The following is a 14122-nucleotide window of genomic DNA, read 5'->3' on the forward strand; positions in this document are numbered from 1 at the left end:
ATTCGCCGGAAACAACGATATTTTCACCGCATTTACCGATCGGTAAGCGTTACTGTGCCAACTCATGGGGGAACAAGAACGTCGCACTCGGCTGCGCGAATTTCCGGCCATTGCCGCACTGCTGATACTCGCCTTCGGCGGTTACATCAAGGGATCCAAATACCTGGCGTGGATGCCGATCGACATGACACTGCTCGCGGGTGCGATCGTCGCAGTGCTGCTGGTGCACTCCTGGATGTATCGGTCGCTGGAGTTTCGAAGAGCAATGTTGCTGGCGCTGTGGGGCGTGTCCCTGACCTTCGGTATCTTCGCCACAGGCTCGGCAGGCAACACCTACGTGTCGACGAAACTGCAGGAGGTCTTCCTCTTCGTACCACTGTGCGTGCTCGGCGGCATCTACCTGCTGCGGACTGCCGACGCCAGGCGCCTGTGGGTGATGCTCATCGCGGGCTATGGCCTGCTCGTTCTCGCAGTGGCCTGGCTCGACCCGTCCTCACTGACGGAGAACCGACTGTCTTTGGCGGGCGGCAACACCATCGGCGCCGGTCGAGCGGCCGGAGCATCGCTGATCGTGTTCTTCCTCGCAGCGCTGACGGAACGACGATTCAGGATGCTGTGGCTGGCTCTTGCCGCGGTTTCGGGATATGCGGGCCTCGAGGCGGCCTCCCGTGGCCCGCTCGTCGCGGCTGCGGGAGCAATCGTGATAGCGGCAGTCATCTCCCGGTACCGCGGTCAGGGAAAGCGAGCCGCAGTGGCTGTGGCCGCCGTCACTGTGGCGACGTGGTGGGTGCTGACCTCGGGTGACTTCAATGCCAGATTGGACACCGTCGATGACACCTCGGCCAGCATGCGCAAGGTGCTGTGGGCGCAGACGTGGACGATCATCACGCACAATCCGTTCGGAATCGGCTGGGGCCATCTTTACGGCCATTTCGGCTTTGCCCTGCTGAATTCTGGGTACGTCCAGTATCCACACAATCTCGTGTTGGAGGTTTTCTCCGAAGGTGGCTGGATCGCCGGCTTCCTGACAATTGCCATACTCGTCGTCGCCCTGATCGATCAGGGAGTTCTGGCCGCGACGAACTCCACGGAAATGACCATGCTGGCGCTGTTCGTCTTCGCACTGATCAACGCGATGGTGTCCGGAGACGTCGGCGCCAACCGAGGGGTCTGGGTCAGCCTCGGCGCGGCGCTGATCCCCCTGATCGCCGGCAAGATCCCATCGCACTCAACCTTGGCCGGGCCCGAGCGCAAAGCGCCCCTCCCGGCGGCGAAAGCCACAGCGACATCGGGCTGACGGCGTGCGACAGGTGGCGCCGGCATCGCTGGGTACCCTGGATCGCACAATGGCGACATCTTCACGACCTCAGCTGACCGACGCCCACCGGCATCTCGCCACGATCACCGACACCGATCCGTCCGACTGGCATCTGGTGTTCCGCGCCAGGTATGCGATGGCGCTCGCATTCGGCGCGATGGCCGATCTGCACGGCCCTGGTGATGTGGCGACCCAATTGCTCACCTGCGCGACGGCCGTCGATCCGATCATGGTCGGTGGACTTCGCCCCGAGTATGCCGAGGTCAGCCCCGCGTCACTCGCTCTCGACCCCGAGGCGCTCGAGCTGACCGATGCCACCCGCGCGGTCGTCCTTCAGCACACCTTCGGCATCATCGACGACGCCCGCTCGATCGCGTTGCGCGAGAAGGCGAATCGCGCGGGCGTCATACTTGTCGAAGACTCCGCGCACTGTGTCGGTCGGATGGCTCGAGACGCGGACGGTATGCCGCTGGCCGATCTGTCGATCCACTCCTTCGGTGCCGAGAAGATCCTGCCGACCCGCTTCGGCGGCGCCATCTGGGTGAACCCGCGCTTGTCCGACCGCGCGCTGCATCACCGGCTGACGACGGACCTCACCGAGCTTCCAGCGGTCAGCACCGCTGTGTCCCTGCGATCGCGCGCCTACCGCAATCAGGTGCGCGTGCTCAACCGCCTGCCCGGCGCAGTGTCGGCCCAGGCACGGTCGGCGATGACTGCGCTACGCCTGTTCGAACCACTGATCGGGCCCGCCGAGAGGCGAGGCGGCCTGGAGCGGACGCCGATGCAGCCCGCGCCCTGGATGACCGCGCAGGCCGCTCACCACCTGGGTCGCATCACCGAAATCGAGCGCGGACGTGCCGCGGCGACGGCCGAGTATCTGCGGGCTTTGGCGGGACACGTCCAGATGCCCGACACCATCGACGCCGCGGCGCCGTTGGTGCGTTTCCCGTTCTTCGTCGACTCGACCGAGACTGCCGAACGGTTGATCCGTGAACTCACCGCCGGCGGCGTCTACGCAGGTCGGTGGTATCGCCCGGCGCTGTTCCCCGGTCCGGACGACCCTGCGGCATACAACCTCGACCCGGCAAGCACCACGCCGCAGACTCAGGACCTCATCGCGCGGATCGTCAACCTGCCGACGACACTCGACGTGGCCGGCGCCCGGCGCGCCGCGGACCTGTTGCTGTCCCTCCGGAGCTAAGACCGAGCCCGTGCGATCGCGGGTCAGCCGAGGCTGGACTTGGAGAACTTGATGTAGTCCAGGCAGTGCCGTGCGTTGATCCTGGCGATGTCGAGGCGACGCTGCCGGCTCAGGTCCGGGCCGTAGTCGAGGGTGTGGATCCGGCCGAGCTTCGCGGCCCGCCGCAACTGTGTCCGCAGCGATGGGGGCGCGTAGCGCAGGACAACCGGATAGGGCACGTTCACCCACAGCCGCTCCTGCTGCGCGCTGGTGAACTCATCGCGCCGGTCGTACACCAGGTCGTGGACCGCGGTCGCGATGAGATTGAGGCCGCCGGCCATCGTGTAATAGCTGGTCGCCCCGGGGCGGAGGTTGACCTCGAGAAGCTTGGACTCACCCGTCCGTTCATCGACCATGACGTCGAAGTTGGCGAGTCCGACATACCCGACGCCGTCCAGGAACGTCCGGATCGCGCTCGTCAGGGCGTCGTCGTTGATGGGGATGATCGCGTTGTTGTTGCCGATGAGCACCGGGTTGTATTCGGTCAGCACCACCTGCCCGGCACTGATCACCCGCGCGCTGCCCGTCGTGTCGGAGTAGGAGTTGGCGACCTGCATCACCGACTCGTCGCCGGAGAGGTACTCCTGGACGATCAGGTTGCCGGTGTAGCCGGCGGCGAAGATCCGCGCGCACAGGTCGGTGAGCTCGGCGCCGTCGTTGACCAGGTAGACCTTCTGCTTTCCCGCGAAGCTCAGCCGCGGATAGCTGTCGGTGTCGGCGGGCTTCACGATCACCGGGTAATCGAAGGGCATACCGTCGACATCGATCGATGAATCCGGTTCGACGACAACAGTTTTCGGATGCGGGACGCCCAGATCCGCGCAGGTGCGGTAGAAGTCGGTCTTGTCCATCAACCGGTCGGCGACCTCGGTGGAGACCAGCGGGATGAGGAACAACTGGTCGAGTTCGGCGCGATTGCGCAACACCACATTGGTGTAGAACTCGATCGTCGGGAACAGCACCAGCTTGCGGCCGGTGAACTCGGCTGCGACATCCCGCAGCGTCTGTATGACGACGTCGGCCTCGCCCAGTCCGGGCACGACGCGCACGTCGATGATCTGCGAGTGCGCGGTCTCGCGGGAGGCAAACCGGCCGATCGCCAGCGACCTGACACCGAAGACCTCCCGCAGGCTGCGGGCGATGTTGTAAGCGTTGAGGCCGGACCCGAGGATCACGGGTACGAAGTCGTCATTGCCGTAAGTCATCTGTCTCCCAGACATTCGCGTCGAGTGGGCGCGCCGTGCTCGCCGCTGCGATCAGCTTCCGCCGAAACCCTATAACCCGCGCGCGGGCGTCGCTCTGCCCCCGAAATTCGCTCGCGAGCCACCTGTGGCGACGGGTAGCGTGCCGAACGGCAACGACGGGACCGAGTAACCGCCGGATCTGCGAGATCACCAGAGAAACGCTCCATGGGCTGGAAGAGCGGGATCCGCACCGACGGCCAAGACACCCCTGAGCCAGGCAGAATCCATGAGGTCGCAGCAGTCCCGTTGCGACGAAGGTGCGGTGGCACAGCGAATTCGACCCCATCGCCCGCACCTCCGGGGAGACCGTTTCCCAGGAGGTGAAGACCCATGCAGAACCGCACCCTGGCAGCGCAGCTCGCTGCCGAACCAACCGGATCGATCGTTGTCCTCGACGGTTGGATCCATCGGCGCCGAATGTTGGCACACGTGAGTTTCCTTGTGCTGCGGGACCGTTCAGGTATGGCGCGGGTCGTCGTGAAGGAACCACCGGCACGCGCCGTGCTCGACGGACTCGGCGAAGAAAGCGTCGTGCGCGTCACCGGCACCGTGCATGCGAATCCCGCAGCACCCGCCGGGGTCGAAGTGATCGACCCTGTCATCGTGCCGTTGGGTGAGCCTGCGGCGACTCCCCCACTCGAGCTGTGGCGACCGAACGTCTCTGGCGGTCTCGCCAGCCGACTCGACCATGCCCCGGTCGCGCTCAGGCACCCTCGGGCGCAGCACTCGTGGCGGATCGCCGCAACCTCCATGCGCGGCTTCCGCGAGACACTCACGGAAGCCGGCTTCGTCGAGATCACAACTCCCAAAATCGTCGGCACGGCCACCGAATCCGGTTCGAACGTCTTCGAAATGGACTATTTCGGACAGCCTGGATTCCTCGCGCAGTCGCCGCAGTTCTTCAAACAGATGATGGTCGGTGCCCACGAGCGGGTCTTCGAGGTCGGGCCGGTCTTCCGCGCCGAGCCCCACGACACGGTCCGCCATCTGGCGCAATACACCTCTCTCGACGTGGAGTTCGGGTTCATCCAGGACCACCGCGACGTCATCGCTCAGCTTCGCGACGTGCTCGCCGGCATGATCCGGTCGATCGCCACGTATGCCGCTGCCTCGGTCGAAGCGCTCGAAGTCGAACTGCCGTCAGTGCCGGGCGTTATTCCGCGTGTCCACTTTGCCGACGCGCTGCGGATCGTCGGTGCCGCACCGGACGAGCCGGACCTCGAGCCGGCTCATGAACGTGCACTGTCGCAATGGGCGCTGGCGGAGTTCGGCTCGGAATTCCTTGCGGTGGAGGGCTATCCGATGCGCAAGCGGCCCTTCTACACGCACCCGCAGCCGGACGACCCGCGCTGGTCCAACAGCTTCGACCTGTTGTTCCGCGGCCTGGAACTGACGACCGGTGGTCAGCGACTGCACCGCCGCTCGGACTATCGGACGGCGCTGGCAGCGGCCGGCGAGAGGGAGGAGGACTTTGCGGCATACCTCTCGGCCTTCGAACACGGCATGCCACCGCACGGTGGCTTCGCGATCGGACTGGAGCGGTGGGTCGCTCGGTTGCTTCGAGTGACCAACGTCCGTGAGGTCACCTTGTTCCCGCGTGACCTGCACCGGCTCACACCCTGAGCCACGACGACACTTGCGGCGCCACATGCCTACTGATGGGTTGCCACGCCGGGCGGATCGAGGCGATTCGCCCGGCGTACCGTGACCGGTATGCGCATCGAGCACGTCGGTTTCGACCCGAACTTCGTCGACTACCAGGCTGCGTGGGATCTGCAGCGCGAGGTGCACGCCCGCGTTGTCGCCCACGAGCAGGAGGACACCACGCTGCTGCTGGAGCACCAGCGGGTCTACACCGCCGGCAAGCGCACCGAGCCGCACGAGCGCCCGTTCGACGGCACTCCGGTCATCGATGTCGATCGCGGCGGCAAGATCACCTGGCACGGCCCGGGTCAGCTCACGGGCTACCCGATCGTGCGGCTGCCCGATCCCATCGACGTCGTCGGCCACGTGCGGCGCATCGAGCAGCTGATGATCGACGTCTGCGCCGACCTCGGACTGCACACCGAACGTGTCGAGGGCCGCAGTGGAGTGTGGCTGCCTGCCGACGCCACCCGACCGAGCCGCAAGATCGGCGCCATCGGCATCCGGGTCAGCCGCGACGTGACCATGCACGGCTTCGCACTCAACTGCAACTGCGACCTCTCGTGGGCGAATGTCATTGTGCCGTGCGGGATTCCGGACGCAGGCGTGACGTCGTTGAGCAACGAGCTCGGCCGCGATGTCACCGTCGCCGAGGTCGTGCCGTATGTCGAGAAACGCCTTCCCGACATACTCGCCGGAGCGTGACGGCCCTCCCGCCGACCGGCCCAACCGGGCCTGAGCTCGCACTGTTCATCTGACGCGAACGGCCGCCGCCCCGATATGGGGACGGCGGCCGTCGTCGCGTTGGCGGAGTTGCCGGTCAGCTGTCGATGTTGGCCATCACGTGCTTGATGCGCGTGTAGTCCTCGAAGCCGTAGCGGCTGAGGTCCTTGCCGTAACCGCTGTGCTTGAAGCCACCGTGCGGCATCTCGGCCACCAGCGGAATGTGCGTGTTGATCCAGACGCAGCCGAAGTCCAGTGCCTTGGACACGCGCATCGCGCGACCGAGGTCGCGGGTCCAGACCGAGGACGCCAGACCGTATTGCACGCCGTTGGCGTAGCTGATCGCGGTCTTCTCGTCCTCGAACTTCTGCACCGTGATGACCGGGCCGAAGACCTCGTTCTGGCTGATCTCGTCGTTCTGGGTGAGTCCCGAGACAACCGTCGGCTGAAGGAAGTAACCGTCGCCGAGCGCGGCGATCCGCGAGCCACCGGCCGAGATGGTCGCGTGGTCGGGCAACCGCTCGAGCATGCCGGTGACGTGCGCGAGTTGGTTGGCGTTGTTGACCGGGCCGAGCAGCGCGTCCTCGTCGTCCGGCATACCGACCTTGGCGTCGTTCTTGGCGTATTCGGCGAGCGCGGCGACGAAGTCGTCATGGATGCCCGGGGCCACGAGCACCCGGGTCGCGGCGGTGCAGTCCTGGCCGGCGTTGAAGTAACCAGCGACCGCGATGCCCTCGACGGCGGCTTCGATGTCGGCGTCGTCGAAGACGATGACCGGCGCCTTGCCCCCGAGTTCGAGGTGCACGCGCTTGAGTCCGCGAGCAGCAGACTCGGCGACCTGTATGCCGGCTCGCACCGATCCGGTGATCGCGACAAGCTGCGGCACGTCATGCTCTACGACGAGGCGACCGGTCTCGCGGTCGCCGGTCACGACGTTGAAGGCGCCGGCAGGCAGGAACTCCGAAGCGACCTCGGCCAGCAACAGAGTGGTCTCAGGGGTGGTGTCGCTGGGCTTCAGCACGATCGTGTTGCCTGCGGCGAGCGCCGGGGCGATCTTCCACATCGCCATCATCATCGGGTAGTTCCACGGCGTCACCTGACCGACGACACCGATCGGCTCGCGGCGGATCCAGGAGGTGTGACCGGCGAGGTACTCCGTGCTCGCGATGCCCTCGAGCACCCGTGCCGCGCCTGCGAAGAAGCGCAACTGGTCGACCATCGGCGGGATCTCCTCCGAGGTGGTCAGCGCGAACGGCTTGCCGGTGTTCTGCGCCTCCAGCTTCACGAACTCGTCGCCACGCTTTTCGATGGCGTCGGCGAACTTCAGCAACGCCTGCTGGCGCTCGCTCGGTGTGGTCTGACCCCATTCCTCGAAAGCCTTTGCGGCCGAGGCGTAAGCGTCGTCAACATCCTTGGCTGTCGAAACCGGTGCCTTGGCAACGACTTTCGCGGTGGTCGGGTCGATGATGTCGGTCGTGGCGTCGGTCTCCGCCGCGGCATAGCCGCCGTTCACGAAGTTGCGCAACAGGCGCGGGCTGTCGGTCATCGTGGTGCTCCGTTTTCTTTCTGGGTGGCAGCGATCGTGCGCTCAACACTCGATCACGTTGACGGCGAGACCGCCTCGCGCGGTCTCCTTGTATTTGACGGACATGTCGCGACCGGTGTCGCGCATGGTCTTGATCGCCTTGTCGAGGCTGACCGTGTGCACGCCGGTGCCACCGAGCGACAGGCGTGCTGCATTGATCGCCTTGACGCTGGCGATGGCGTTGCGCTCGATGCACGGGATCTGAACCAGCCCGCCGACCGGGTCGCAGGTCAGGCCGAGATTGTGCTCGATGCCGATCTCGGCGGCATTCTCGACCTGGCTGGGCGTGCCGCCGGTGACTTCGGCAAGGCCGCCGGCTGCCATCGCGCAGGCAGACCCGACTTCGCCCTGGCAGCCGACCTCGGCGCCGGAGATGGAGGCGTTCTCCTTGAACAGGATGCCGACGGCTGCCGCCGCCAGCAGGAAACGCACGATGCCGTCATCGTCGGCATCGGCCACGAAGTTGACGTAGTAGTGCAGCACTGCCGGAATGATGCCGGCCGCGCCGTTGGTCGGCGCCGTGACGACGCGGCCGCCGGAGGCGTTCTCCTCGTTCACCGCCAGGGCGTAGAGATTGACCCAGTCCATGACCTTCAGCGGGTCATCGCGCAACCGGCCCCTGGTGAGCTCCTGGTGGAGCCCCGGCGCGCGACGCGGCACCCGCAGCCCGCCCGGCAGGGTGCCCTCATGGGCGATCCCGTTGCGCACGCACTGCGCCATCACCTGCCACAGAGCCAACATGCCCTCACGGACCTCGGCCTCGGTGCGCCAAGCCAGCTCGTTGCGCAGCATCACATCGCTGACCGACAGGTGCTCGCGCTCACAGATCTCCAGCAGCTGCGCACCGGTCGAGAACGGGAACTCCAGCGGGGTGTCGTCCAGCACGACGCGGTCGGCGCCGGTCGCGGCCTCGTCGACGACGAAGCCCCCGCCGACCGAGTAGTAGACGTGACTGGCCACGAGATCACCGGCTGCGTCATACGCGTCGAACTGCATGCCGTTGGGGTGGGCCGGCAACGACTTGCGCCGGTGCATGGTCAGGTCGTCGTCCGGCGACCACTCGATCTGGTGAATTCCCAGCAACGACAACGTATGCCGGGTCCGCGCCTCGGCGACGCGATCGTCGGCCCGGTCGGTGTCGACGGTCTCCGGGCGCTCCCCTTCCAGGCCGAGCACGACAGCCTTGTCGGACCCGTGGCCGTGGCCGGTGGCGCCCAACGAACCGAACAACTGGGCACGCACGCGCCGCACGTCCGCCAGCCGGCCGGACTCCTGAAGCCCCTCGACGAAGGTGCGGGCAGCACGCATCGGACCGACAGTGTGGGACGACGACGGCCCGATTCCCACCGAATACAGATCAAATGCACTCAGCGCCATACCCAAAGCATAGTCATATCCGGCGTCGACAACTGATTTCGTGGCGAAACGGGTTGAAAATGTTTGGAAACCGTGGCAACGTGGAGCCATGCCGCAGCCAACTCGCACATCGACGCGACCTGCGCTCGACGACGTCTCCAAGGCGATCATCGGCCGGCTGCAGACCGACGGCCGCGCGGCATACTCCGCGATCGCCCGTGACATCGGCCTGTCCGAAGCGGCGGTGCGGCAACGTGTGCAGCGCATGCTCGACGCCGACATCCTGCAGATCGTCGCCGTCACCGATCCCGCGCAGGTCGGTTTCGACCGGCAGGCCATGATCGGCATCACGATCCGCGGTGACATCACCGTCGTGGCCGACGAGCTCAGCCAGATGCCAGAGGTGGCGTATGTCGTGCTCACCGCGGGCCGGTTCGACGTGCTGGTCGAGGTCGTCTGCGCCGACGACGAGCACCTGCTGGAGCTGCTGACCGGGCGCATCCGCGACATCGACGGCGTCGCCGACACCGAAACGTTCATGTATCTCAAACTCGCCAAACAACGATATGACTGGGGCACCAGATGACCACCGCCACAACGCAATCCGACGATCTCACTCCGGCCGGCACGCCGCGCCAGGATGCCGCCCGCGACCACCTGTGGGGGCACTTCACCCGTCAATCGGTGTACGAGCCGACCGCCGACGGCGGCGCCGGAGCGCGACTGCCGATCATCACCCGCGGTGAGGGCGCCTACATCTACGACGACGCGGGCAAGAAGTACCTCGACGGCCTGTCCGGGCTGTTCACCGTGCAGGTCGGCCACGGCCGTGAGGAACTCGCCGAGGCCGCCGCCAAGCAGGCGCGCGAACTCGCGTTCTTCCCGATCTGGTCCTATGGCCACCGCCCGGCTATCGACCTGGCCGAGCGCCTGGCCGGTTACGCCCCCGGCGACCTCAACCGCGTCTTCTTCACCACCGGCGGTGGTGAAGCCGTGGAGTCGGCCTGGAAGCTGGCCAAGCACTACTACAAGCTGACCGGCAAGCCGACCAAGCACAAGGTCATCAGCCGCTCGATCGCCTACCACGGCACCCCGCAGGGCGCCCTGTCGATCACCGGTCTGCCAGACCTGAAGTCGATGTTCGAACCGCTCGTGCCCGGCGCCTTCCGCGTGCCCAACACCAACATCTACCGCGCCGCTCCCGAGCACCGTGAGGACCCCAAGGCATTCGGCCGTTGGGCTGCCGACCGCATCGCCGAGGCCATCGAGTTCGAGGGTGCCGACACGGTTGCCGCGGTTTTCCTGGAGCCGGTGCAGAACGCCGGCGGCTGCTTCCCGCCGCCGCCCGGATACTTCGAGCGAGTCCGCGAGATCTGCGACGAGTATGACGTCCTGCTGGTCTCGGACGAGACCATCTGCGCCTTCGGGCGCATCGGCGAGATCTTCGCCTGCAAGGACTTCGGCTACGTCCCCGACATCATCACCACCGCCAAGGGCCTGACCTCGGGCTACTCCCCCATCGGTGCGATGATCGCCAGCGACCGACTGTTCGAGCCGTTCCGCAAGGGCACGACGTCCTTCCCGCACGGTTACACCTTCGGCGGGCACCCGGTCTCGGCCGCTGTCGCGATGGCCAACCTCGACATCTTCGAGCGCGAGGGGCTGGTGCAGCACGTGCACGAGAACGCCCCGAAGTTCCGCGCGACGCTGGAGAAGCTCACCGACCTGCCGATCGTGGGCGACGTGCGCGGCGAGGGCTACTTCTACGGCATCGAGTTGGTCAAGGACAAGGAGACCCGCGAGACCTTCAACGACGACGAGGCCGAGCGCATGCTGCGCGGCTTCTTGTCCAAGGCGCTGTATGACGCAGGCATCTACTGCCGCGCCGACGACCGTGGCGACCCGGTCGTGCAGCTGGCCCCGCCGCTGATCATCGGTCAGACCGAGTTCGACGAGATCGAGCAGAAGCTGCGCGGTGTGCTCACCGAAGCCTGGTCGATGATCTGAGGCCCATCGGCTGACCCGGCTCGACCGGCTCGACGCGGCCCCGCCCGGAGTCATTCACGGCTCCGGGCGGGGCCGCGTCGCTGCCAGGTAGGCTCCGGCCGCATGCAGCTGCCACCGCGCTACTGGTCCGCCGCCCGCGACGGTGCCCTGCTGGCATGGGGGTGGTCGGCCACCTCGATCGACGAAGCCACCTGGATGGCCCGTGACCGCCTCACCGCGCTGCTGGCCGCGCTCGGCAGCGGCACGGCGCGCGCGTCATACGGCTGGGTACCACCGCGTGAGGAGTTGGTGCACGAGGTCCGGGCTGACGACGGCACGCTCATCGGTGTCGTGACCCGCAACAGGTATGGCGCCGACGTCCTCGGCACCGATCAGCTGCTCATCGCGGATGTGGATGTGCCGCGAGGCCGTACCGGATCGCGGGTGCGCCGCTTCTTCGGGCGGTCCCAACCCGAAGATGACCCGAAAACCGTTGCTTTGCAACGGATTCAAACATTCGCGAACACTCACCCCCATCTGGGCGTGCGGGTCTACGAGACGTATGGCGGGTTCCGGGCCGTGGTCACCGGCACTGGCCTGGCCCCCGATGCGCCGCAGGCCGCGGAGATGTTCGGGCAGTTGGCCACCGACGAGGTCTATGCGCACCTGTGTCGCAAGTTCCACACCTGCCGCGCGCGCCTGACCCCCAAACCGTGGCGCTGCGGTATGCACCGCCGCCCGCCGGAGTGGCCGGCGGCCGACGCTGCGGCGGAGACCGCGCTGAGCGACTGGCTCGCGGCATACCGAACCGCGTGTGGCAACGCACGCACATGCCGGCTGGTCTTGGCTTCCGGCCCGTCTCCGAATCCGCAGGAATGGCAACTGATCGACGTGCACGACCGGGCCACGCGCATCACTGACGAACAGTTGCCACTGGCCTGACACTACGGTGACCCCATGACTTCGACCCGCGACCACGACATCGTCGTCTTCGGCTGCACCGGCTTTGTCGGGCGGCTGACGGCACAGCATCTGGCCGCTCACGCTCCCTCCGGCACCCGCATCGCGCTGGCCGGACGCTCCCGTGAGAAGGTCGCAGCGGTGGCGACCGAGATCGGCGGCATAGCCACGAAATGGCCTGTGCTGGTGGCAGATTCGAGCGATCAGGCGTCATTGGACGCGTTGGCCACCGCGGCGCGCGTGGTGATCACGACCGTCGGACCCTACGCGAAATACGGCCTACCGCTGGTCAAGGCGTGCGCGGAGGCCGGCACCGACTACGTCGACCTCACCGGTGAGGTGTTGTTCGTGCGCGAGTCGATCGACCGCTTCCAGAACATCGCCGAGGCTAGCGGAGCGCGGATCATCCACTCATGCGGCTTCGACTCCGTTCCGTCCGATCTGGCGGTGCTGGGGCTCGCCGAGGCGGCCCGGGCCGACGACGCCGGTGAGCTCACCGACACCACGCTGTTCGTGACGATGAAGGGCGGCGCGAGCGGCGGCACCCTCGCGTCCGCGATGCACCAGGTCGATGAGATCCGGCGCGACAAGCAGAAGCGCTCGATCGCCCTCGACAAGTTCGCGCTGAGTCCGAACCGCGCTGACGAGCCCAGCGGCGAATGGCGCGACTCGCTGAGCGTCAGCTATGCACCCGACATCGGTTCGTGGACAGCGCCATTCGTGATGGCTTCCTTCAACACTCGGATCGTCCGGCGCAGCAATGCGCTCGACGGGCACGGCTACGGCAGACGATTCCGCTACCGCGAGGTGATGCGTGTCGGCGCCGGCAACCGCGGACGGCTCACCGCGTATGCCGTTGCCGGTGGTCTGGCCGCCGGTTTCGGTGCGCTCAACGTGCCGCTGCTACGACCGGTCGTAGAGCGTGTGCTGCCCTCCCCCGGCGAAGGCCCCAGCGAGAAGGCTCGTGCCGCGGGCTTCTTCCGGGCGGAGGCGCGTACCGTCACGACCAATGGTGCGGCATACCGCAGCGTCGTTGCGGCACAGGGGGATCCGGGCTATGCCGCCACCTGTGTGATGCTCGGCGAGAGCGCCTTGGCGTTGGCACTCGAGCGAGACCGTTGCCCACTTCCTGCCGGTCTCAACGGTGGAGTGCTCACGCCCGCAACGGGTCTCGGCGACGTGCTGACCGAACGCCTGCGAGCACAGGGCTTCACCATCGAGGCGACATCTCTCTGAGCGTGGCTCGGCTGCCCATACGGTGAGTCGAGGGCACGTGAGCCGATGACCCGGTGGGCCGACAACCCGTGCGGTCTGCCCGTGAGCGAGGGTGACCTGTGCCGTGTCAGTCGGCGAAGGCCCACCGGACCAGCAAGGTCACCGAAACCTCGCTGAGGCCGTCGCCGATGGGCATCCGCGCAGCAGCGGCATATCGCGCTGCCGGTCGCGCACGCGATGGATTGAACTGCGGCCCTGCAGCGCCACCTTCAGCGACGTCGACCGCCTGGCCGAGTTCCCGGCCCGCCAAGGTGGCGAGCTGCTGTGCCGAGACCCGCGCACGTTCGAATGCCTCGGCGCGTGCGGTTCGCTCGGCGTCTTCGGCGGATGCCTCGGTCAGGCTCACACCCTCTATCCGCACAAAGCCGTCGCCGGTGGACACCGCCGCCGCCATCGCGTCGCTGAGCTGCGCGGTGTCGCGAAGGCGGACTGACAGCCGGTGCTGCCACACATAACCGAGCAGTCTTTCTTCGCCGTCGTGCGACAGCTTCGGGTGCATCGAGATGTTCTCGGTGAGCAACCCTCCGGCGGGCAGTTCGAGCGCCTCGAGCGCTGCGAACAATGCCTCGGTGCGCGTTTGCGCCTGCTCGTACGCTGCATGCGGACTCGGATCCTGTGCAACGACAACCAGTTTCAGCGTCGACCCCTCGGTGGCGATCTCGGCTGAGCCCGTGCCGACGGTTGTCACGACATCCCTGTGCCTGCGGTGGTGTCCCATGACCCAGTCTCACCGACGGGTGCCGGAGTGCGCCAGCGGCGCGGGACTCGCGCTGAGGTTTCCGCAGTCGCTG

Annotated in this window: 12 protein-coding genes; 8 read left to right on the forward strand and 4 right to left on the reverse strand. The window is 66.7% G+C overall.

Features of this window, described 5'->3' with window-relative positions; all coding sequences use genetic code 11:
* Window positions 1-64 precede the first annotated feature (64 nt).
* Entirely contained in the window at window positions 65-1297 is a 1233-nt protein-coding gene (locus BKA23_RS09480) for an O-antigen ligase family protein (protein WP_145227510.1), read from the forward strand.
* 49 nt (window positions 1298-1346) lie between these two features.
* Window positions 1347-2519, forward strand: a complete 1173-nt coding sequence (locus BKA23_RS09485; RefSeq protein WP_145227511.1) for a DegT/DnrJ/EryC1/StrS family aminotransferase — start codon at window positions 1347-1349, stop codon at window positions 2517-2519.
* Window positions 2520-2542: 23 nt separating this feature from the next.
* On the opposite strand, the gene BKA23_RS09490 is transcribed toward BKA23_RS09485, so the two are convergent.
* Entirely contained in the window at window positions 2543-3763 is a 1221-nt protein-coding gene (locus tag BKA23_RS09490; RefSeq protein ID WP_145227512.1) for a carboxylate--amine ligase, read from the reverse strand.
* A gap of 369 nt (window positions 3764-4132) precedes the next feature.
* Here BKA23_RS09490 and aspS point away from each other — a divergent pair, with 369 nt between their 5' ends.
* Both aspS and lipB read left to right on the forward strand, forming a co-directional pair.
* A complete protein-coding gene (gene aspS / locus BKA23_RS09495) occupies window positions 4133-5425 on the forward strand; it encodes an aspartate--tRNA(Asn) ligase (RefSeq protein ID WP_145227513.1) in 1293 nt (430 codons plus the stop codon).
* A gap of 81 nt (window positions 5426-5506) precedes the next feature.
* Window positions 5507-6151, forward strand: coding sequence for a lipoyl(octanoyl) transferase LipB (lipB, locus tag BKA23_RS09500; RefSeq protein WP_145227514.1), 645 nt, complete (start codon window positions 5507-5509; stop codon window positions 6149-6151).
* Window positions 6152-6266: 115 nt separating this feature from the next.
* On the opposite strand, the gene BKA23_RS09505 is transcribed toward lipB, so the two are convergent.
* A complete protein-coding gene (locus tag BKA23_RS09505) occupies window positions 6267-7715 on the reverse strand; it encodes a gamma-aminobutyraldehyde dehydrogenase (RefSeq protein ID WP_145227515.1) in 1449 nt (482 codons plus the stop codon).
* 42 nt (window positions 7716-7757) lie between these two features.
* Window positions 7758-9131: an L-serine ammonia-lyase gene (locus BKA23_RS09510; protein WP_145227516.1), complete on the reverse strand. Its 1374-nt coding sequence runs from the start codon at window positions 9129-9131 to the stop codon at window positions 7758-7760.
* Window positions 9132-9219: 88 nt separating this feature from the next.
* On the opposite strand from BKA23_RS09510, the gene BKA23_RS09515 reads away from it, so the two are divergent.
* The 4 genes from BKA23_RS09515 to BKA23_RS09530 all read left to right on the forward strand — a co-directional run bounded on the left by BKA23_RS09515 (window position 9220) and on the right by BKA23_RS09530 (window position 13292).
* Complete coding sequence (locus BKA23_RS09515; RefSeq protein WP_145227517.1) at window positions 9220-9696, forward strand: Lrp/AsnC family transcriptional regulator; 477 nt, start codon at window positions 9220-9222, stop codon at window positions 9694-9696.
* Window positions 9693-11117: an aspartate aminotransferase family protein gene (locus BKA23_RS09520; RefSeq protein ID WP_145227518.1), complete on the forward strand. Its 1425-nt coding sequence runs from the start codon at window positions 9693-9695 to the stop codon at window positions 11115-11117. The genes BKA23_RS09515 and BKA23_RS09520 overlap by 4 nt, the downstream gene beginning before the upstream one ends.
* Window positions 11118-11219: 102 nt before the next feature.
* Window positions 11220-12038: a hypothetical protein gene (locus tag BKA23_RS09525; protein WP_145227519.1), complete on the forward strand. Its 819-nt coding sequence runs from the start codon at window positions 11220-11222 to the stop codon at window positions 12036-12038.
* A gap of 15 nt (window positions 12039-12053) precedes the next feature.
* Window positions 12054-13292 (forward strand): saccharopine dehydrogenase family protein, encoded by a 1239-nt coding sequence (locus BKA23_RS09530; RefSeq protein ID WP_145227520.1) that lies wholly within the window; start codon window positions 12054-12056, stop codon window positions 13290-13292.
* Window positions 13293-13398: 106 nt separating this feature from the next.
* Here BKA23_RS09530 and BKA23_RS09535 read toward each other — a convergent pair whose 3' ends face one another.
* A complete protein-coding gene (locus BKA23_RS09535) occupies window positions 13399-14019 on the reverse strand; it encodes an SIMPL domain-containing protein (protein ID WP_170226445.1) in 621 nt (206 codons plus the stop codon).
* Window positions 14020-14122: the final 103 nt, after the last annotated feature.

It is taken from the genome of Rudaeicoccus suwonensis (genome assembly GCF_007829035.1).
Taxonomy (GTDB): Bacteria; Actinomycetota; Actinomycetes; order Actinomycetales; family Dermatophilaceae; genus Rudaeicoccus; species Rudaeicoccus suwonensis.

What these genes read in the sequence shown, in the direction of transcription:
- BKA23_RS09480 (WP_145227510.1), top strand. Translation starts at nt 65, where the DNA reads ATGGGGGAACAAGAACGTCGCACTCGGCTGCGCGAATTTCCGGCCATT.
- BKA23_RS09485 (WP_145227511.1), top strand. Translation starts at nt 1,347, where the DNA reads ATGGCGACATCTTCACGACCTCAGCTGACCGACGCCCACCGGCATCTC.
- BKA23_RS09490 (WP_145227512.1), bottom strand. Translation starts at nt 3,763, where the DNA reads ATGACTTACGGCAATGACGACTTCGTACCCGTGATCCTCGGGTCCGGC.
- aspS (WP_145227513.1), top strand. Translation starts at nt 4,133, where the DNA reads ATGCAGAACCGCACCCTGGCAGCGCAGCTCGCTGCCGAACCAACCGGA.
- BKA23_RS09505 (WP_145227515.1), bottom strand. Translation starts at nt 7,715, where the DNA reads ATGACCGACAGCCCGCGCCTGTTGCGCAACTTCGTGAACGGCGGCTAT.
- BKA23_RS09510 (WP_145227516.1), bottom strand. Translation starts at nt 9,131, where the DNA reads ATGGCGCTGAGTGCATTTGATCTGTATTCGGTGGGAATCGGGCCGTCG.
- BKA23_RS09515 (WP_145227517.1), top strand. Translation starts at nt 9,220, where the DNA reads ATGCCGCAGCCAACTCGCACATCGACGCGACCTGCGCTCGACGACGTC.
- BKA23_RS09520 (WP_145227518.1), top strand. Translation starts at nt 9,693, where the DNA reads ATGACCACCGCCACAACGCAATCCGACGATCTCACTCCGGCCGGCACG.
- BKA23_RS09525 (WP_145227519.1), top strand. Translation starts at nt 11,220, where the DNA reads ATGCAGCTGCCACCGCGCTACTGGTCCGCCGCCCGCGACGGTGCCCTG.
- BKA23_RS09530 (WP_145227520.1), top strand. Translation starts at nt 12,054, where the DNA reads ATGACTTCGACCCGCGACCACGACATCGTCGTCTTCGGCTGCACCGGC.